Origin of the sequence: Mycobacterium sp. 663a-19 (assembly GCF_035616495.1) — a bacterium.
GTDB lineage: Bacteria > Actinomycetota > Actinomycetes > Mycobacteriales > Mycobacteriaceae > Mycobacterium.
In genome coordinates this window covers 112,910-131,213 of record NZ_JAPJAV010000002.1, presented here as the reverse complement: position 1 = coordinate 131,213, position 18,304 = coordinate 112,910, and the positions used below count along the sequence as shown (strand labels likewise).

Sequence of the window (18,304 nt, the reverse complement as noted above, 5' to 3'; positions counted from 1 at the left end):
CATGCGTTTCACCATCACGCACCCGATGCACAGCCATCCGTACAACCCGGAGCTGGCGAGCGGGGACGGCATCGGGAAGGTGGCGGCGGCCACCGAGGCGGCGGGGATTCACGGCTTCGGGTTCACCGACCATCCGGCACCGTCGCAGCGATGGCTGGAGGCCGGGGGGCACGACGCGCTGGATCCCTTTGTCGCACTGGGTTTCGCGGCGGCGACGACGACGACGCTGCGGCTGATCCCCAACATCGTGGTGCTGCCCTACCGAAACCCGTTCGTGGTGGCCAAGTCCGGCGCCACGCTGGATCTGCTCTCCGGCGGCCGGTTCACGCTCGCGGTCGGAGTCGGTTACCTCAAGCGCGAGTTCGCGGCGCTGGGTGTCAGCTACGACGAGCGCGCGGAGCTGTTCGAGGAGGCGCTGCAGGTGATCCGGGCGATCTGGACCACCGACGACATCTCCTACGAGGGAAGGCATTTCAGCGCGCGCGGCATCACCGCGCATCCCCGGCCCGTCAGCAGCCCGCCGATCTGGATCGGCGGCAACACCACGGCGTCCCGCCAGCGGGTCGCGCAGTACGGCGACGGCTGGTGCCCGTTCCCGGCCCCGCCGCAGCTGGCGCAGACGGCCGGCACCGCCGTCATCGATTCGGTGCAGCGCCTCACCGACGGCATCGAGGACCTGCGGCGCCGCTGCGACGCGGCCGGCCGGGACTGGTCCGCGATCGACATCACCTTCACCAACTTCGACGGCGGCAGCCCGGCCGGCGACGAATTCAACGCCGACGCCTACCTCGACGGCCTGGAAAAGCTCGCCAAGATCGGGGTGACCTGGGTCAGCGTCGGCCTGCCCGGCGACAGCATGGCGCACGCGCTCGACACCCTCGAGCGTTTCCGAACCCTCGTGATCGACGCGCTCTAGATGGACTTCTCACCCGTCGAGCTCAGCCCCGAGGACCAGGCGTTCCTCGACGAGACCCGCGCGTTCATCGCCAAGCACGTCACCGACGACGTGCTGCGCCGCCAGCGCGAACTCGGCGAAAACTTCGACGAGCGAGTGCATCTGGCGCTGGGCGAAGCCGGATACCTGGCCGCGGATTGGCGGCTGGAGTCCGAGGGCGGGTTCAGCCCGGTCCGGCGGCGCATCTTTGCGCTCGAGATCGCCCGGGCCCACACGCCCTGGTATCACTGGGGGACCACCTCGGTCGTGGCGCGGCTGGTGCAGCAATTCGGCGCGCCGCAGCTCGCCGACATGGTGGTGCCGGGGGTGCTGTCCGGCGAGATCCGGCTCTGTCTGGGCTACACGGAACCCGAGGGCGGCTCCGACGTCGCCACCTGCAAGACCCGGGCGGTGCAGGACGGCTCCGACGGGGCGTGGATCATCAACGGCTCCAAGATGTTCACGTCCAACGCGCAGAACGCGCGCTACGTCTTCCTGCTCACCAACACCGACCCGCAGGGCCCGAAACACAAGAACCTGACCATGTTTCTGGTGCCGCTCGATTCGCCGGGCATCGAGATCCAACCCATCCGCACCCTGGACGGCGACCGCACCAACATCGTCTACTACAGCGACGTCCGCGTCGACGACCTCTACCGCATCGGCGAAGTCAACGGCGGCTGGACAGTGATGCGCGCGGCGCTGGACTCCGAGCACGGCATGGTGGATCCGGAAGACCATGGCCTGCAATACATTGCGGCGATGGGGGCCCACGGCGACGTGATGGCCGAGGTCGTCGACACCGTCGCGGCGCTCGTCGCCCAGGTGGACGACGAGTCGGTGAAATACCGGCTCGGGCGCGCCGTCGCACGGATGGAGGCGGCGCTGTCCACGCCCGGGATGTTCGGGCGAGTCGCGATCGCGCAGACGATGCGCGAGGTCTCCGCGGATTTGATGGACATCCTGGGGACGGCGTCGGCGCTGCCCGCCGACGCCCCCGGCTCCGCCGCCGACGGCGCCGCCGAACACCTTTACCGGCTGGCGCTGCCGCTCGGGATCTACGGCGGCACCCTCGAGGTGTTCCGCAACATGATCGCCCAGCACGCGCTCAAGCTCGGGCGCCCGAGCTACTCCTGACGTTGTAAGGCTTTCCGCGAGACTGTAACTACCGACGCCGCTACTCGGGCGATGTGTAGTGGAATACAGTTTCGCGGGGCTAGGTGGGTGGCAGCTCGGCGACGACGTCGGCGCGGGCGTCGTCGAAGCTGAAAAACCCCTTGATGGGAAGGCTTTCCGGGGGCGGATCCTCGTAGCTCCAGGCGACGTCTTCGATGGCGCCGACGGACCAATACGTCGCGAAGCCCTTGTAATTGCAGTAGCTCGATGTCTCCGAGCGCCGCAGCAGGTCGGTGCGCACGTGTGCGGGGTCGACGTAGAGCCGCGGCTGCAGCGCGGTCTCGAAGAGGATCACCGTGTCGTCCGTGTCCACCAGCGTGGCGCCGGCAACCGAGACGCGCAGGCGACGCTTCGTCGGGCGGCAGTCGACGCGGTGGTACGGATTCGGCGGGTAGTGAACGAGTTTGCGGCCCTCCTCGACCCAGGTGTCCACGGCGCCCCACGGCACGTGGACGAAGCCCGGCGCCTCCGGCTCGGGTTCGCCTGCCAGGTCGCCGACCTCGTCGACCGGGAAGACGTAGCTGAGCGGATGACCGCGCCGGTGCACCAGCAGCGCCCGCTCGGTGTCGATCACCGGGCGCCCGTTGCGTAGGGCCTGCACGCGCCGCGGATGTGGCTCGATGTAGACCACGTCGGCGGGCAGCGGCGGAATGAACCGCCCGGCGGGATCGCCGCTGAGCGGACCACGTCCGGCTACCAGACTCATGGCGCTTCTCCTAAGGTTCCCGCGCGATCGCCCCAATCGTACTCGTTCGGCACAACCCGGCGGCTTGTTACAATTGTTTCAATTGCAAGCACCGGCGTACGATGACTGTATGCCTCCAGTCGCCCTGCTTGTCAGCCAAGTCGAGGAAAGAGCTCGACGCGATCCCGATTTCGCCGAGCTCCTCGAGGACCTACTCGACGCGCCGACGGCGCCGAGAGAACAGCTGGAACGAGTCGCCGCCCGCAAGCTCAACGACGAGCGCCGCAGCGGTCTGATGAGCGATTTCCTCGAGGGCGCGATCTCGACGCGAGACGCCCAATCCCGCCTGGGATACGACTCACCTCAGGCGGTCCACCAGCTTCGCCGGCGCGGCCAACTCCTTGGCTTGACCGTCGGCAACAACACGTGGTTCCCGGCCTGGCAGTTCGAGTCCGATCGATTGCGTTCAGATTTACCCGAAATCCTCGAGCTGCTCGGAAGGTTCACGTCCGATCCCGTTGTGGGCGATCGAATCATGCGCATCAAGCGTGACGACTTGGCGGGTGCGTCGATCTCGCAGGCGCTGCGTCGTAAGAAGACCGCAAGGACTGCGCGGCAGCTGCTGATCGCCGTCGGTGCCTAGCCTGCCGGCTGGATATCGGGGGTCGCTCCCGTTCGACCGCCCCGTCGGCCTTGCCAGTCGAATTGTTCGCGCGGGCGCCGAAATTTGGCGGGTTGACGGCGCTGAACCCGCCGACTGGAATTGGGACGGATTTGCCGAGCCTCGCTATAGGTTCGATCCAGCGTCAGGCGGTTTTCGTACCCGCTATGCCGCCACCGCCTGTGCGGGCGCCTTTCGCGAACGCTATCGAGACAGCGGCCGGACCGTCCCCGCCGATCACGCGTCGCATTACCTGATCAGGCTCGTGGCTGCGCGACCGTTGCGGGTCCTGGACCTCAGGACCCAGCGAAACCTTGACGCCCTTGACGTCGACGATCAGATCAGCACCGGTCAAAAGAGCCAGGTTTGGAAGCGGTGTCATCAGCTGGCCGACGCCGCTCGACGCTGGTGGCCCGACCTCGATGCGATCGTGTACCGCTCACGAACCACGCCCCAAACCTCAACCAATTACGCGTTCTTCTCACATGAAGCATTGACGACAGAGTGGTGGGTGCTCGCGGATCGGACCGACATACTCGTCGACTTGGTGCTGCGCCATGATTTCACAATCAATTGGACGCTGTAAGAGGCTCCGGCGGCACGGAGTAAGAAGTAACCCATGGCGGGACCGGTGGAAGGCATCAAGGTCGTCGAGCTCGGAGTCTGGGTGGCCGGGCCGGCCGCCGGCGGCATCCTGGCCGACTGGGGTGCCGACGTCATCAAGATCGAGCCACCGAGCGGCGACCCCGGGCGCATGTTCGGCCGGATGCTGGGCTGCGACCTCGGAGTCAACCCGCCGTTCGAGATGGACAACCGCTCCAAGCGCAGCATCGTGTTGGACCTCGCCACCGAAGCGGGACACCACACCGCGTTCGAATTGCTCGCGGGCGCAGACGTTTTCGTGACCAACGTACGCCCGGGCGCGCTGCGACGGCTGGGCCTCGACTTCGAGCCGGTCTCCGCCCACAACCCCCGCCTGGTGTACGGCCTGATCACCGGGTACGGGGAAACCGGGCCCGACGCCGAGCGCGCCGCCTACGACGTCGCGGCGTTCTGGTCGCGCGCCGGCGTCGCGCACCTGCTCACCCGGCCGGGCGATACCCCGCCGTTCCAGCGGGGCGGCATGGGTGACCATTCGGCCGGCATGACCCTGGCCGCGGCCATCTGCGCGGCGCTGCTCGCCCGCGAACGCACCGGAACCGGCCAGCTGGTGACCACGTCGCTGTACCGCCAGGGCGCCTACACCGTCAGCTTCGACATCAACACCTACCTGATGACGGGCCAGCCGATCGCGATCGGGCAGCGCGAAACCATGGGCAACCCGTGCATGAACAACTACGCCGCCGGCGACGGCCGCCGGTTCTGGATCGTCGGCCTCGAGGGCGACCGGCACTGGCCCCCGCTGTGCCGCGCCGTCGGCCGCCCCGAGTGGCTCGACGATCCCCGATTCGGCGATGCCCGCGCCCGCGCCGTCAACGGCGCGGCCCTCATCGCGGAGTTGGACGCGATCTTCGCGACGAAATCGCTCGACGAATGGGCCGAGATCTTCGCGAAGGAACCCGATTTCTTCTGGTCGCCCGTCAACAGCATCGAGGACGTCGTCGCCGACGAACAGTTCCACGCCGCCGGCGGGATCGTCGACGTCCCGGACAACCAATCCGGCGTGCCGATGGTGGCGACGCCGGCGGATTTCCACGGCACGCCGTGGGCACCGCGTTCCGCGGCACCGGAACTCGGCCAGCACACCGACGAGATCCTGGCCGAACTCGAGGCGCGCCGCCGGCCCTGAGCCGGCACCGAACCTTTACAAATTTACGTCGAAGTGTAAGGCTGTCCGGTGAGTCGGCGAGGAACGGATTGATGGTCACTGCATACATCGGCGAGAGCAGCCGGATCGGCGCCGCGCGGGCGGGCCGGGCGGACGGCGAGTGCCTGCGCTATCGATTGGACGTCGTGGCGGCCGGCGCGGCCGACGTCGTGCAATCGGCCGGGGGCTGGCTTTACGACCGGGTGATGGCCGGGTGGGAGGTGACCGTGGCGCTGCCGCGCGACTGCGACCCCCGGCCGCTGCGGATCCTCGGGGTGGCGACGGCGGAGCTGGGGGCGCAGTTGGCGGGTCCGACGAGCCAGGGCCTGGCCGTCGGCGCCGAGGCGTTCGCCGCGGATGAACGGGTGCGCGAGCGGGTGCTCGAGTCGCTGGACAACGGCTTGACCGAAGTCGCGTTGTGGGGCGACGGGTGGCCGCTGGGAGTCAATCGCGCGATGACCAGGGCGCAGCACGTGCTGAGCGGGGCGGCGCGCACGTTCAAGGGCCACGCCCTCGCGGCGGCCGGGATCCCGTGCGCGCCGGTCGATCCCACCGAGCCGCTGCTGTGTAACACCCGTTCGCGGCTCGACTAGACCATGAAGAAGTACTACGGCCATACGCTGCTGTATCTGCACGAGACGATCTCGCTGGGCTCCGGACGCAGCGATCGTTTCACCGAAGTCTTCACCGACACCTACCAGCCGATGATGGCCGACCTCGGCGCCCGGCTGTTCGCGATCTGGGAATCCACCCCCTACAACGGCCACTGGCCGCAGGTGACGATCATCTGGGAGATCGACGCCTTCGCCGACTACGCCAGGATCGGGGCGGCGCAGGCCCGCGGCGGCAGTCACGAGGCCGCGGCCGGAAAGTGGTCGGCGTTCCTGGCCGACATCGGCGCCTCGGGGGAGGGGCGGATCATGTACCCCGGACCCAGCAACAAGACGCTGGCCCAGCTGCGCGAGGCCAATTTCGCTGCGCCGCTGGTGATTCAGGAGATCATGCAGACCAAGCCCGGACGCCAGGACGACTACATCCGCGAGCTGGAGCGGCTCTACGTGCCGTGGTCGGAGCGCACGGGCAAGCACTGGCTGGGCTCGTTCACCACGACATTCCGCTACAACGAGGTCATCCACTACTGGGCGCTCGACGGCGGCTGGGAATGCTTCGCCAACAACTACCCCTCGTGGAAGGACAGCCCGCCCGCCGAGATCGTCACCTGGATGAGCGTCGCGCCCGCGCTGCGCGACGGCTGGGAGGACTCGATCCTGCAGGCCCTACCGCCCTCGCCGCTGCAGTGAGCTTTTCGTACGATCCGTTCGACGCGGAAGTGATGGCAAACCCGTTGCCGTACTACCGAATCCTGCGCGACGAGCATCCGCTGTACTACATGCCGCAGTGGGACACCTACGCGCTGTCCCGCTTCGACGACATCTGGCGGGTGCTGGAGGTGAACGACGGCACGTTCGTCGCCTCCGAGGGGACGCTGCCCGCGGCATCGGTGTTGGCCGAGCACAACGACGGGCCGGTCGCCGACCCGCCCCTGCATCCGCTGCCGTTCCACGCGGTGTTCGACGCCGGCCTGTACGGCGAGATCCGTCGCGCCCACACCCAGCCGCTGCGGCCCCGGGCCGTCGCCGGGCTGCGGGACCGGATCCGCGCGCTGGCCAACGAGAGGCTCGACCTGCTGCTGCCGCGGGGTTCGTTCGACCTGACCCAGGACTACGGCGGTGTCGTGGTCGCCTCGATCGTGTGCGAACTGCTCGGCATCCCAACCGATCTCGCGCCGCAGGTGCTGGCCACGGTCAACGCCGGCAGCCTCGCCGAGCCCGGCGTCGGGGTCGAGGTCGCCGAGGCCCGGCCGAACTACCTCGAATACCTCGTGCCGTCCGTGCAGCGTCGCCGCAACGACCCGTCCGGCGACGCGCTGCCCGTCGTCGACGGCCTGCTCGGCTACCGACTGCCCGACGGCAGCGCGCTGTCCGACGTCGAGGCCGCGACGCAGATGCTGTGCATCTTCATCGGCGGGACCGAGACCGCGCCGAAGATCGTCGCGCACGGGCTGTGGGAACTGTCCCGGCGGCCCGAACAACTCGCCGCGGTGCGCGCCGACGCACGCGCCAACGTGCCGATCGCGCGGGAGGAGATGATCCGGTTCTGCGCGCCCGCGCAATGGTTCGCCCGAACGGCGCGGAAACCCTTCACCATTCACGGCGAGACCATCCGGCCCGGCCAGCGGGTCATCACCCTGCTGGCGTCGGCCAACCGCGACGAGCGGGAGTACGAACAGCCCGACGAGTTCGTCTGGAACCGGCCCATCCGCCGCTCGCTGGCGTTCGGTCGCGGCCAGCACTTCTGCATCGGTTACCACCTGGCCCGGCTGGAAATCGATGTGCTGCTGCAAGAATGGCTCCGCCGGGTGCCGGACTACGCGATCCAGGTCCACGCCGCGACCCGGTTGCCGTCCAGCTTCCAATGGGGCTGGAACAAGATCCCGGTGGAGGTCTGACGTGTGGTCCTACCGGATCGTCGCCCCCTACCAGTTCGAGCGGACGTCGATCGCCGACAAGACCCCCGACGGCCTGGCCGACCGCCAGGTGCTGCTGCGGTTCCTGGCCGCGGGCGTGTGCGGCAGCGATCTGCCCGCCTTTCGCGGCGCCCGCGGCCGGCTGCCCGGAGACGACGGCCCCAACGCCGCGGAGAAGGACGGGTTCCCGATCCACGAGGTCGCCGGCGAGGTGATCGCCAGCCGTCATCCCGAGCATCGCCCCGGCGACCGGGTGGTGGGCTGGGCCTCCGGGTTCGACGGCCTGATGGAGCGCGTGATCACCGACGGCGACGGGCTGGCGCCGTATGACCCGGCGCTGACCCCGGCCGAGGCGGTCGGCCTGCAACCGCTGGCGTGCGTGCTGTATGCCTGCGAGCAGATGCCCGACCTGGCCGGCCGGCACGTCGCGATCATCGGTCAGGGCTCGATCGGCCTGCTGTTCTCCTATGTCGCCAAGGCGGCCGGCGCCCGCCGCGTCACCGGCGTCGACCCCGTCGACCGGGCAAGTGTCGCAACGACATTCGGCGTCGACGACCCGGTGCGCGCCACCAGCGACCGCTGGGTCGGCCGGCTGGCGCCCGCGGACCGGGCCGACGTCGTCATCGAGGCTGTCGGTCACCAGGTGGCCACCCTCGGGCACGCCATCGAGGCCGCCGCGCCCGGCGGCACCGTCTTCTACTTCGGCGTTGCCGACGACGACGCCTACCCGATTAGCATGCGACTCATGCTGCGCAACAACCTGACGCTGAAATCCGGTGTGACACTTGACCGGCGGCGGGTGCTGGAACTCGCGGGCAAGTTCGCCGCGGACCACCCCGGGCTGCTCGGCTCCTACCTCACCCACACCTTCGGTGTCCAAGACGTCCAAGACGTCCAGAGCGCGTTCGAGCTGGCCTGCCGGCCCGATCCGCGACGCATCAAGATCGCGATCGCCGAATGAGCGTCTTCGACCCCAACCGCCAAACCCCGGCCTGGGGCGGCTGGATCATCGGCCCATCGCTGATCGGGCCGGAGGAATTCGCCGGCGCCGGCTACGACTACCTGGGATTCGACGCCCAGCACGGGTACCTGGACGACGCCGACATCGCCGGCGTCCTGCCGCGCATCGAGCACGTGCCGATTGCCACGGTGGTGCGCCTGCCCAACGCCGACGCCGCACCCATCGGGCGGGTGCTGGACGCCGGCGCCGACGCCGTCGTCATCGCCATGATCGAGTCGGCCGACCAGGCCGCCGCGGCCGTGGCCGCCACCCGCTACCCGCCGGCGGGCGTCCGCAGCTTCGGCCCGCTGCGCGCCGGGCTGGGCCTCGACCCGGCCGCGCACGAATCCCGGGTGAGCGTGTTCGCGATGATCGAGACCGCCGCCGCGCTGTCCGGCCTCAGCGAGATCTGCGCCGTCGAGGGCCTGACCGGAATCTACGTCGGGCCGGCCGATCTGGCGATCTCGCTCGGTGTCGACGTCGTCGGGGCGACCAGGCATCCCGACGTGCTCGACGCGATCGTGCGAATCCATCGCGTCGCGACCGACGCCGGGCTGGTCACCGGGATCCATGCCGGCACGGGCAAGGCGGGTCGCGCCATGGCGCAGCTGGGATTCCGGATGATCACCCTGGCCGCCGAATCGCAGGCGCTGCGGCGCGGCGCGGCGGAGCACCTGCGCGAGGCGACCGGACAGTGACTGACGAGCGGGCCATTCGCGAACTGATCGCCGGCTACGCGCTGGCCCTCGACGCGGGGGACGTCGACGGGTGCGTGCGGCTGTTCACCGACGACGCCGAATTCCTGGTCTACGGACGGTCTTTCGCCGGGCGCGACGGCATCGCCAAGATGTTTCGGGACGCGCCGCGCGGGCTGCACCTGACCGGCGTCTCACACGTCGACGTCCACGACGACACCGCGTCGGCTCGCTCGCAGGTGCTGTTCGTCCGGGCCGGCAGCCTGCAGCTGCGCCCCGCCCTCTACGACGACGAGCTGGTCCGCGTGGACGGGCGCTGGCTGTTCCGGCGGCGGCGGTGCCGATTCGTCACCAGCGCCGGACTGGCCGACAGCCCCGAGGTCCCGTCGGCATGACCGCGCAGCGCGTCGCCCTGGTCACCGGCGCCGCCGGCGGCCAGGGCTGGGCCATCACCAAACGCCTTCGCGCGGACGGGTATTCGGTGGCCGCCTGCGATCTCAGGTCCGACGAATTGACGAGCGCGGTCGACAAGCTGGGCGACGACGGGGTGATCGCAATCCGGCTCGACGTCACCTCACCCGAGCAATGGGACGCGGCCGTCGAACGCGCCGTCGACCGGTTCGGGTCGCTCAGCGCACTGGTCAACAACGCCGGTGTGCTGCACCGGGCATCGCTGGCCGACGAGACGGTCGAGGGCTTCGAAAAGTCCTGGCGCGTCAACTGTTTGGGCGCGTTCCTGGGCATTCAGGCGACGCTGGCGCAGCTGCGCGCGGCCGGGCACGCGGCCGTCGTCAACATCTGCAGCACGGGAGCGATCCGCCCCTTCCCGCGACACGCCGCGTACGGCTCCGCGAAGTGGGCGCTTCGCGGCCTGACCCAGAACGCCGCCGCCGAGCTCGCGCCGCTCGGCATCCGGGTCAACGCCGTGTTTCCCGGGCCCATCGCGACGCCGATGCTCGACGACGCGACCCAATTGCGGCTGGCCGCGTCGTCGGCGTTCGGGCGGATCGGCCAGCCTGCCGAGATCGCCGACGCCGTCGCGTTCCTGGTCTCCGAGCAGGCGTCGTTCATCACCGGCTCGGAGTTGGTCATCGACGGTGGGCAATGCCTGCAGATCCGATGATGGACGGCTTCGAGCGACTCGATCCCGCGCTGCGCGCGATCGCCGCGCGGACGGACTTCGCTCTCGACTCGATTCAGCCGATGCGCGAACAGTTCAACCAGCGCCGCCGCGAGGCCGCGCACAACACCGACACCCAAGGCGTGCGGATCGTCGACGACACCGCGGGCGGCGTCGCGGTGCGCATCTATCGCGGCGCGGACACGAATCCGGCGCCGGCGCTCGTCTACTGCCACGCCGGCGGGTTCGCGCTGGGGAACCTGGACACCGATCACCGGCAGTGCGTGGAGCTGGCGCGCCGCGGCCGCTGCACCGTGGTGTCGGTCGACTACCGGTTGGCCCCCGAGCATCCGTACCCGGCCGCGCTCGACGACGCGATCGCCGCGCTGCGTTGGGTGGCGGCCCATGCGACGGAACTCGGCGTCGACCCCGCGCGCGTGGCCGTCGGGGGCAGCAGCGCCGGCGCCACCCTGGCCGCGTGCCTCGCGCACGGCGTCGCCGGCGGGCCGCCGGTCGTGTTCCAGTTGCTGCATCAGCCGGTGCTCGACGACCGGGCCACCGCGTCGAAGGCGGAGTTTCGCACCAGCCCGGCCTTCGACGGCGAGGCGGCGGAGCTGATGTGGCGCCACTACCTGGGCCCCGATCGGGGCGGGGCCGGATCCGCCGTGCCCGCACGCCGGGCCCAATTGCGTGTCCTGCCACCGGCTTTGATCACCTGCGCGGAGATCGATCCGTTCCGCGACGAGGCGGTCGACTACGCGATGGCGCTGCTGCGCGCCGGGGTGTCCGCCGAGCTGCATGTGTTCCCGCGGGCCTGCCACGGGTTCGATTCGCTGCTGCCGGACTGGTCGGCCTCGCAGCGGCTGTTCGAGCTGCAGGGCGACGCGCTGGCGGGCGCCCTGTCCTGAGCGCCGTCTGACAGGATGGCGAGCATGGCGCGCTGCGATGTCCCAATCGCCGCCGAGGACTGCGACGGAGCCTTCACCGTCGACGCGTCCCGGGTGACCTTCGGGCGCGGTTGCCTGGCGGAGGCGGGGGACCGGGCCAGGGCGCTGGGGCTGCGGCGGGTGGCGTTGTTCTCCGACGCCGTCGTGGCCGGGCTGCCCATCTTCGCCAAGACGCGCGACTCGCTGGCCGCGGCCGGGCTGGACGTAATCGCTTACACCGCAGTACATGTCGAGCCCACCGACGCGTCGTTTCTGGACGCGGCCCGCTTCGCCCGCGAGTGCAACCCCGACGGCTACGTGTCGCTGGGCGGCGGCTCGGTCATCGACACGTGCAAGGCCGCCAACCTGTACGCCACCCATCCCGCCGACCTGCTGACCTACGTCAACGCGCCCATCGGCGAGAGCAAACCCGTGCCCGGCCCGCTGCGGCCGCACATCGCGTGCCCCACCACCGCGGGCACCGGCAGCGAGGTCACCGGCATCGCGATCTTCGACCTCATCTCGCTGAAGGCCAAGACGGGCATCGCCTCGCACGCGCTGCGTCCGACCGAGGCACTCGTCGACCCCGACTGCACCGCGACCCTGCCCGCCGAGGTCGTCGCCGCGGCGGGGCTCGACGTGCTGTCGCACGCCTTGGAGTCCTACACCGCGCGGCCCCACACCAAACGGCGCGCACCCGAAAGGCCCAGCCTGCGACCCATGAGTCAGGGCGCCAACCCGTGGAGCGACCTGGGCTGCCGCGAGGCGTTGCGCCTGCTGGGGCGGTTCCTGGAGCGCGCCGTCGACGACGCCTCCGACGGCGAGGCCCGCGAGCAGATGATGTGGGCGGCAACGCTTGCCGGCATCGCGTTCGGCAACGCCGGCGTGCACGCGCCGCACGGCATGGCGTACGCGGTCGCCGGGCTGGTGCGCGACTACCGCCCCCCGGGCTACCCGGCCGACGAGCCGCTCGTGCCGCACGGCATGGCGGTCATCCTCAACGCGCCGTCGTCGTTCCGCTTCACGGCGGAGGTCAGCCCGGAGCGCCACCTTCAGGGTGCGCGGCTGCTCGGCGCCGACACCCGGGGCGCCGACGCGAAGGACGCGGGCGAGGTGCTGGCCGGCGAGCTCATCCGCATCATGCGCGCGGTCCGCATGCCGAACGGGCTCGGCGCCGTGGGCTACACCGACGACGACGTCGCGGCCCTGACCGAGGGCGCCTACCCGCAGCAGCGGCTCTTACAGAACGCCCCGCGGGAGATGGACAAACCGGTTCTGGCGGACCTGTTTCGGCAAGCCATGCGCTACTGGTAGTCAGGACAGCATGGCTTCGGTCCCAGTGGTTCCGCCCGCGCCGGACGGGCTCACCAGCCGCGACTTCCCGGTGCTGTGGCCCGTGCTCACCCGGTGGGCCGACAACGACATGTTCGGGCACCTCAACAACGCGGTGTACTACCAGCTGTTCGACACCGCGATCAACGGCTGGATCAACACCAGCGTCGGCGTCGACCCGCTGGCCATCCCGTCGCTGGGCATCGTCGCCGAGTCGGGCTGCCGCTACTTCTCCGAGCTGCACTTCCCGGAACGGCTCGTCATCGGGCTGGCGGTCACCCGCCTCGGCCGCAGCAGCGTGACGTATCGGCTCGGCGTGTTCCGGGCCGCCGAGGAGCTGGCCGCCGACGAGGCGCAGGCCGTCACCGCCCTGGGGCACTGGGTGCACGTCTACGTCGACCGGGCGAGCCGCAAGCCCGTGCCGATCCCCGGCGCCATCCGCGCGCTGCTGTCGACGGCCACCGTGGCACCGGCAGAGCCCCGTAAATAGAAGCAATATGCTTCGGCCATGCCCGTCTTGAGCAAGACCGTCGAGGTCGGTGCCGACGCCGCGTCGATCATGGCCATCGTCGCCGATTTCGAGGCGTATCCCGAATGGAACGACGAGATCAAGGGCCTGTGGGTGCTCGCCCGCTACGACGACGGGCGTCCCAGCCAGCTGCGGCTCGACACCGAGGTGCAGGGCGTGGCGGGCACCTATATCCAGGCCGTGTACTACCCGGGCGACAACCAGATTCAGACCGTCATGCAGCAGGGCGACCTGTTCGCCAAGCAGGAGCAGCTGTTCAGCGTGGTGGAGATCGGCGCGTCGAGCCTGCTCACGGTGGATATCGACGTCGAGCCGTCGATGCCGGTGCCCGCGCCGATGGTCAAGTCCATGCTCAACAACGTGCTCGACCACCTCGCCGACAACCTCAAGCAGCGCGCCGAGCAGCTGTCGGCGAACTAAGAAGCGGTTCGAGCGTGCGCAGTTGTACGCCTGCGACGGCGTGTCAGCGTACGAACACGCACGGTCGCGGCTCTGGTGATCAGTCGAAGATTCCCGCTCCGTCCAGCATCTCGGTCAGCCGGTGCGCCGCGTCGGTGAACTGCCAGACGGTGTGCTCGATCACGGCAGCCGCGTCGTGCCGGCGCAGCGCCGCGATCAGCTGCCGGTGGTTGTCGACGGCTGCCACACCCCAGTGCGGGTCGGCCGCGTACACCAGCACCGGCATGTAGCGCGCGGCGTTGAGCAGGAACCAGGCCAACTTGATCCGGCCGCTGGCCTGATTGAAGACCCGGTGAAACGCGAACTCGATGCCCGCGATGGTCTCGGCGTCGCTCGACCCGACGGCCGCCTCGAGCGCGTTGTTGATGCGGTCGAGCTCGGCGATCTCGCCGTCGGTGATGTGGTCGGTGGCCGCGGCGGCCAGCTCCCTGGCGATCGTGGCCTGCAGCCAGAAGATGTCCTGGATGTCCTGGCGGGTCAGCGGCAATACGACGTGACCGCGGTGCGGCTCCAGCTGCACCATGCCCTCGCCGCGCAGTTTCAGCAGCGCCTCGCGCACCGGCGTGATGCTGACCCCGAGTTCGGCCGCCGTCTCGTCCAGGCGTATGAAGGTTCCCGGGCGCAACCTGCCGGACATGATCGCCGCACGCAAGTGACCCGCGACTTCGTCGGACAGCTGTGCCCTGCGCAGTGGCCGCCGGCTCCGCGGCTTCGTGGAAATCGGTGCGTTCACGGCGGCTGTCAGGGCTTTCAGGGGTTCGGCGGGACTCGATAGGGGCTGGAAAAGGGGCTTGTCAGGGGGGCGTCAAAGCCATAGTGTGACCCACACAACACCATGTTTTATCAAATATCAACCTGGCGCAAGCGGTGCGCGAGTGTAAGGGGAGGTAGTAGTTGACCGCTCAATTGGCCGGCCACCTCGCGCAGACTTCCCAAGTCACGCAGCAGCCGTACCGCGCCCGGCGGCAGAACTGGGTGAACCAGCTCGAGCGCCACGCGATGATGCAGCCGAACGCCACGGCGCTGCGATTCCTGGGCAACACGGTGACGTGGGGCGAGCTGCAGCGCCGGGTCTCGGCGCTGGCCGACGGGCTGAGCCGGCGCGGGGTCCGCTTCGGCGACCGGGTCATGATCCTGATGCTCAACCGCACCGAATTCATGGAGTCGGTGCTGGCCGCCAACATGCTCGGGGCCATCGCGGTCCCGCTGAACTTCCGGCTCACCCCGGCCGAGATCGCCTTCCTGGTCGAGGACTGCGAAGCCCGCGTGATGATCACCGAGCCCGTGCTCGCGCCGGTGGCCACCGGGGTCCGTGACATCCAGCCGCTGCTGGACACGATCGTCGTCGCCGCCGGCGCGACCGACGACGGTGTCGTCGGCTACGAGGACCTGATCAACGAGACCGGCGATCCGCACGAGCCCGTGGACATCCCGAACGACTCCCCGGCCCTGATCATGTACACGTCGGGCACCACCGGCCGCCCCAAGGGCGCCGTGCTGACCCACGCGAACCTGACCGGCCAGACGATGACCGGTCTGTACACCAACGGCGCCGACATCAACAACGACGTCGGTTTCATCGGCGTCCCGTTTTTCCACATCGCCGGGATCGGCAACATGCTGACGTCGATGTTGCTCGGCATCCCCACGGTGATCTACCCGCTCGGCGCGTTCGACCCGGGCCAGCTGCTCGACGTGCTGGAGGCCGAGAAGGTCACCGGCATCTTTCTGGTGCCCGCGCAGTGGCAGGCGGTGTGCGCCGAGCAGCAGGCGCGGCCGCGCGATCTGCGGCTGCGGGTGATGTCGTGGGGGGCCGCCCCGGCGCCGGACGCGCTGCTGCGCGAGATGTCGGCGACGTTCCCCGGCACCCAGATATTGGCCGCCTTCGGCCAGACCGAGATGTCGCCGGTCACCTGCATGCTGCTCGGCGACGACGCGATCCGTAAGCGCGGGTCGGTCGGAAAGGTGATCCCCACCGTCGCCGCCCGCGTCGTCGACGAGAACATGAACGATGTGCCCGTCGGCGAGGTGGGCGAAATCGTCTACCGCGCACCGACATTGATGAGCGGCTACTGGAACAACCCGGCGGCCACGGCGGAGGCGTTCGCGGGCGGCTGGTTCCACTCCGGTGACCTCGTCCGGATGGACGACGAGGGCTACGTCTGGGTGGTGGACCGCAAGAAGGACATGATCATCTCCGGCGGCGAGAACATCTACTGCGCGGAGGTGGAAAACGCGCTGGCCGCCCACCCGAGCATCGTCGAGGTCGCCGTCATCGGCCGCGCCCACGAGAAGTGGGGCGAGGTGCCGATCGCGGTCGCGGCCGTCACCGACGACGGGCTCCGGCTGGACGACTTGGACGGGTTCCTGAACGAGCGGCTCGCGCGCTACAAGCACCCCAAGGCGCTCGAGATCGTCGATGCGCTGCCGCGCAACCCGGCCGGGAAGGTGCTCAAGACCGAGCTGCGGGTGCGCTACGGCTCCGTGAACGCGGCTGAAAGCCGTTCCGCGTCAAGCGATTCAACGACCGGCGAGGAGGGCCGAGGAAAACCGTAACGTTCGCCCGTTATTGACGAAGGGTTAATTGTGCAGATGTCGGTTCACACGTGCACGACCATCGGGTACATTCCTGTGGTCTCCGTTACTACTTGCGAGTAGGGAGCCGATGGTCACACACGGAGGTTCTGGGCAAGGAGAAGGCGTGCGACACGATTCGCCGCGGCGCCGGGAGGCGCGCGGTGCCTGTGGGAGGGGGCAGCGGTGACGACGACGGCGACCGAACCACGGCTGGCCGATTACGCCCGCGACCGGGTGGCGCCGTTCCTGACGCTCGTCGGCGGCTTTTTCCGGATGTGCGTGCTGACCGGCAGGGCGGTATTCCGGTGGCCGTTCCAGTGGCGCGAGTTCGTCCTGCAGTGCTGGTTCATCATGCGGGTCGCGCTGCTGCCGACCATGGCCGTCTCGGTGCCGGTGACGGTGCTCTTCATCTTCACCTTCAACATCCTGTTGCTCCAGGTCGGAGCCGCCGACATCTCGGGGGCGGGCGCGGGCGTCGCCGTGGTCACCCAGATCGGCCCGATCGTGACCGTGCTGGTGGTCGCCGGCGCGGCGTCCACGGCCATCTGCGCCGACCTGGGTGCCCGCACCATCCGCGAGGAGATCGACGCGATGGAGGTGCTGGGCATCGACCCGATCCACCGGCTGGTGGTGCCCCGGGTCCTGGCCTGCGCGACCGTCGCGATGATGCTCAACGGCCTGGTGAGCATGGTCGGCCTGGTCGGCGGGTTCCTCTTCGGCGTCTACCTGCAGAACGTGTCCGGCGGCGCCTACCTCGCCACGCTGACCCTGATCACCGGACTGCCCGAGGTGATCATCTCGACGGTCAAGGCGGCGACGTTCGGGTTGATCGCCGGCCTGATCGGCTGCTACCGGGGACTGACCGTGCGCGGCGGCGCCAAGGGTTTGGGCACCGCGGTCAACGAGACGGTGGTGATGGCCGTGGTCGCGCTGTACGCGGTCAACGTGGTGCTGACCACCATCGGTGTGAAATTCGGAACGAGCGCAGTGAAATGACATCAGCCGCAGTATTCCGCTCCCGCTTCCCACGGTTGGCCGCCGATATCAGTCGAGTCGGTGGCGCCGCGACCGGATCGCTCGAAGAAGCCGGGAAGCTGGGCTGGTTCACGGTCACCAGCACTCGCGGCATGGGGTGGGCGCTGACCCGCTACCGCACCGAAATCCTGCGGCTGATCGCCCAGGTCGGCATGGGCACCGGCGCCATGGCGGTCGTCGGCGGCACCGCGGTGATCATCTCGTTCGTGACGCTGTCCGCCGGCTCGCTGGTCGCCCTCCAGGGTTTCGCGTCGCTGAGCCAGATCGGTATCCAGGCGCTCCTCGGGTTCGTCGCCGCACTGATCAACGTGCGTCTCGTCGCGCCCGTCGTCTCCGGCGTCGTGCTGGCGGCCACTGTCGGCGCCGGCGCCACCGCCGAACTGGGCGCCATGCGGATCAGCGAGGAGATCGACGCGCTGGAGGTCATGGGCATCGACTCGGTGGCCTACCTGGTGTCCACCCGGATGCTGGCCGGGCTGGTGGTGATCATCCCGCTGTACTCGCTGGGACTGATCATGTCGTTCCTGTCTCCGGCGGTCGTCACCACGGTGCTGTATGGACAGGCCACCGGCACCTACGATCACTACTTCCGCACATTCCTGCGCCCCAACGACGTGTTCTGGTCGTTCGGGGAGGTCATCATCATGGCGGCGGTCGTGATGCTCACCCATTGCTACTACGGGTACAACGCGAGCGGCGGCCCGGTCGGCGTCGGTGAGGCCGTCGGCCGCTCGATGCGCTTCTCGCTCGTCTCGGTGAATGTCGTCGTCCTGTTGGCCGAAATGGCGCTTTACGGCGTCAACCCGAACTTCGCTTTTACGGTGTGAGGCAACGGGATACG

General features: G+C 69.2%; 21 protein-coding genes. 19 read left to right on the top strand and 2 right to left on the bottom strand.

Going from position 1 to position 18,304, the window contains the following annotated elements:
- The first annotated feature begins 1 nt into the window (after nucleotide 1).
- Both OQ968_RS04930 and OQ968_RS04925 read left to right on the top strand, forming a co-directional pair.
- Nucleotides 2-916: an LLM class F420-dependent oxidoreductase gene (locus OQ968_RS04930; RefSeq protein ID WP_324675326.1), complete on the top strand. Its 915-nt coding sequence runs from the start codon at nucleotides 2-4 to the stop codon at nucleotides 914-916.
- Nucleotides 917-2,071, top strand: a complete 1,155-nt coding sequence (locus OQ968_RS04925; RefSeq protein ID WP_324675323.1) for an acyl-CoA dehydrogenase family protein — start codon at nucleotides 917-919, stop codon at nucleotides 2,069-2,071. It abuts the gene before it with no gap.
- A 79-nt stretch (nucleotides 2,072-2,150) separates the two neighbouring features.
- On the opposite strand, the gene OQ968_RS04920 is transcribed toward OQ968_RS04925, so the two are convergent.
- Nucleotides 2,151-2,816: a DUF427 domain-containing protein gene (locus OQ968_RS04920; protein WP_324675321.1), complete on the bottom strand. Its 666-nt coding sequence runs from the start codon at nucleotides 2,814-2,816 to the stop codon at nucleotides 2,151-2,153.
- 109 nt (nucleotides 2,817-2,925) lie between these two features.
- On the opposite strand from OQ968_RS04920, the gene OQ968_RS04915 reads away from it, so the two are divergent.
- From OQ968_RS04915 to OQ968_RS04850, 14 genes are all read left to right on the top strand, one after another.
- A complete protein-coding gene (locus OQ968_RS04915; RefSeq protein ID WP_324675319.1) occupies nucleotides 2,926-3,438 on the top strand; it encodes a hypothetical protein in 513 nt (170 codons plus the stop codon).
- A complete protein-coding gene (locus OQ968_RS04910; protein ID WP_324675317.1) occupies nucleotides 3,431-4,042 on the top strand; it encodes an RES family NAD+ phosphorylase in 612 nt (203 codons plus the stop codon). The genes OQ968_RS04915 and OQ968_RS04910 overlap by 8 nt, the downstream gene beginning before the upstream one ends.
- 33 nt (nucleotides 4,043-4,075) lie before the next feature.
- Entirely contained in the window at nucleotides 4,076-5,245 is a 1,170-nt protein-coding gene (locus OQ968_RS04905) for a CoA transferase (protein WP_324675315.1), read from the top strand.
- Nucleotides 5,246-5,316: 71 nt separating this feature from the next.
- Nucleotides 5,317-5,856 carry a hypothetical protein gene (locus OQ968_RS04900; RefSeq protein WP_324675313.1) on the top strand — a complete coding sequence of 180 codons (540 nt, stop codon included), beginning with the start codon at nucleotides 5,317-5,319 and terminating at the stop codon, nucleotides 5,854-5,856.
- Between the two features lie 3 nt (nucleotides 5,857-5,859).
- Nucleotides 5,860-6,564 carry an NIPSNAP family protein gene (locus OQ968_RS04895; RefSeq protein ID WP_324675311.1) on the top strand — a complete coding sequence of 235 codons (705 nt, stop codon included), beginning with the start codon at nucleotides 5,860-5,862 and terminating at the stop codon, nucleotides 6,562-6,564.
- The gene (locus OQ968_RS04890; protein WP_324675309.1) at nucleotides 6,561-7,772 is read left to right on the top strand and encodes a cytochrome P450; all 1,212 of its coding nucleotides are present in this window, start codon (nucleotides 6,561-6,563) and stop codon (nucleotides 7,770-7,772) included. Before OQ968_RS04895 ends, OQ968_RS04890 begins: the two co-directional genes overlap by 4 nt.
- A gap of 1 nt (nucleotide 7,773) precedes the next feature.
- On the top strand, nucleotides 7,774-8,751 hold the full coding sequence (locus OQ968_RS04885) for a zinc-binding dehydrogenase (protein ID WP_324675307.1): 978 nt from the start codon (nucleotides 7,774-7,776) through the stop codon (nucleotides 8,749-8,751).
- Nucleotides 8,748-9,488, top strand: a complete 741-nt coding sequence (locus OQ968_RS04880) for an HpcH/HpaI aldolase family protein (protein ID WP_324675305.1) — start codon at nucleotides 8,748-8,750, stop codon at nucleotides 9,486-9,488. The genes OQ968_RS04885 and OQ968_RS04880 overlap by 4 nt, the downstream gene beginning before the upstream one ends.
- The gene (locus OQ968_RS04875) at nucleotides 9,485-9,880 is read left to right on the top strand and encodes a nuclear transport factor 2 family protein (protein WP_324675303.1); all 396 of its coding nucleotides are present in this window, start codon (nucleotides 9,485-9,487) and stop codon (nucleotides 9,878-9,880) included. The genes OQ968_RS04880 and OQ968_RS04875 overlap by 4 nt, the downstream gene beginning before the upstream one ends.
- A complete protein-coding gene (locus tag OQ968_RS04870; RefSeq protein ID WP_324675301.1) occupies nucleotides 9,877-10,608 on the top strand; it encodes an SDR family oxidoreductase in 732 nt (243 codons plus the stop codon). The genes OQ968_RS04875 and OQ968_RS04870 overlap by 4 nt, the downstream gene beginning before the upstream one ends.
- Nucleotides 10,590-11,513, top strand: coding sequence for an alpha/beta hydrolase (locus tag OQ968_RS04865; protein WP_324675299.1), 924 nt, complete (start codon nucleotides 10,590-10,592; stop codon nucleotides 11,511-11,513). Before OQ968_RS04870 ends, OQ968_RS04865 begins: the two co-directional genes overlap by 19 nt.
- A 24-nt stretch (nucleotides 11,514-11,537) precedes the next feature.
- The gene (locus tag OQ968_RS04860) at nucleotides 11,538-12,845 is read left to right on the top strand and encodes a hydroxyacid-oxoacid transhydrogenase (RefSeq protein WP_324675297.1); all 1,308 of its coding nucleotides are present in this window, start codon (nucleotides 11,538-11,540) and stop codon (nucleotides 12,843-12,845) included.
- Between the two features lie 10 nt (nucleotides 12,846-12,855).
- On the top strand, nucleotides 12,856-13,353 hold the full coding sequence (locus OQ968_RS04855) for a thioesterase family protein (RefSeq protein ID WP_324675295.1): 498 nt from the start codon (nucleotides 12,856-12,858) through the stop codon (nucleotides 13,351-13,353).
- An 18-nt stretch (nucleotides 13,354-13,371) separates the two neighbouring features.
- Nucleotides 13,372-13,812 carry an SRPBCC family protein gene (locus tag OQ968_RS04850; protein WP_324675294.1) on the top strand — a complete coding sequence of 147 codons (441 nt, stop codon included), beginning with the start codon at nucleotides 13,372-13,374 and terminating at the stop codon, nucleotides 13,810-13,812.
- 79 nt (nucleotides 13,813-13,891) lie between these two features.
- Here OQ968_RS04850 and OQ968_RS04845 read toward each other — a convergent pair whose 3' ends face one another.
- Complete coding sequence (locus OQ968_RS04845) at nucleotides 13,892-14,584, bottom strand: GntR family transcriptional regulator (protein ID WP_324675292.1); 693 nt, start codon at nucleotides 14,582-14,584, stop codon at nucleotides 13,892-13,894.
- A gap of 161 nt (nucleotides 14,585-14,745) precedes the next feature.
- Between OQ968_RS04845 and fadD5 the strand changes: the two genes are divergently transcribed.
- The 3 genes from fadD5 to OQ968_RS04830 all read left to right on the top strand — a co-directional run bounded on the left by fadD5 (nucleotide 14,746) and on the right by OQ968_RS04830 (nucleotide 18,290).
- Nucleotides 14,746-16,407, top strand: coding sequence for a fatty-acid--CoA ligase FadD5 (gene fadD5 / locus OQ968_RS04840; RefSeq protein WP_324675290.1), 1,662 nt, complete (start codon nucleotides 14,746-14,748; stop codon nucleotides 16,405-16,407).
- Between the two features lie 294 nt (nucleotides 16,408-16,701).
- Nucleotides 16,702-17,424: an MlaE family ABC transporter permease gene (locus tag OQ968_RS04835; RefSeq protein ID WP_420715846.1), complete on the top strand. Its 723-nt coding sequence runs from the start codon at nucleotides 16,702-16,704 to the stop codon at nucleotides 17,422-17,424.
- Entirely contained in the window at nucleotides 17,421-18,290 is an 870-nt protein-coding gene (locus tag OQ968_RS04830; RefSeq protein WP_324675286.1) for an ABC transporter permease, read from the top strand. Before OQ968_RS04835 ends, OQ968_RS04830 begins: the two co-directional genes overlap by 4 nt.
- The last annotated feature ends 14 nt before the right edge of the window (nucleotides 18,291-18,304 follow it).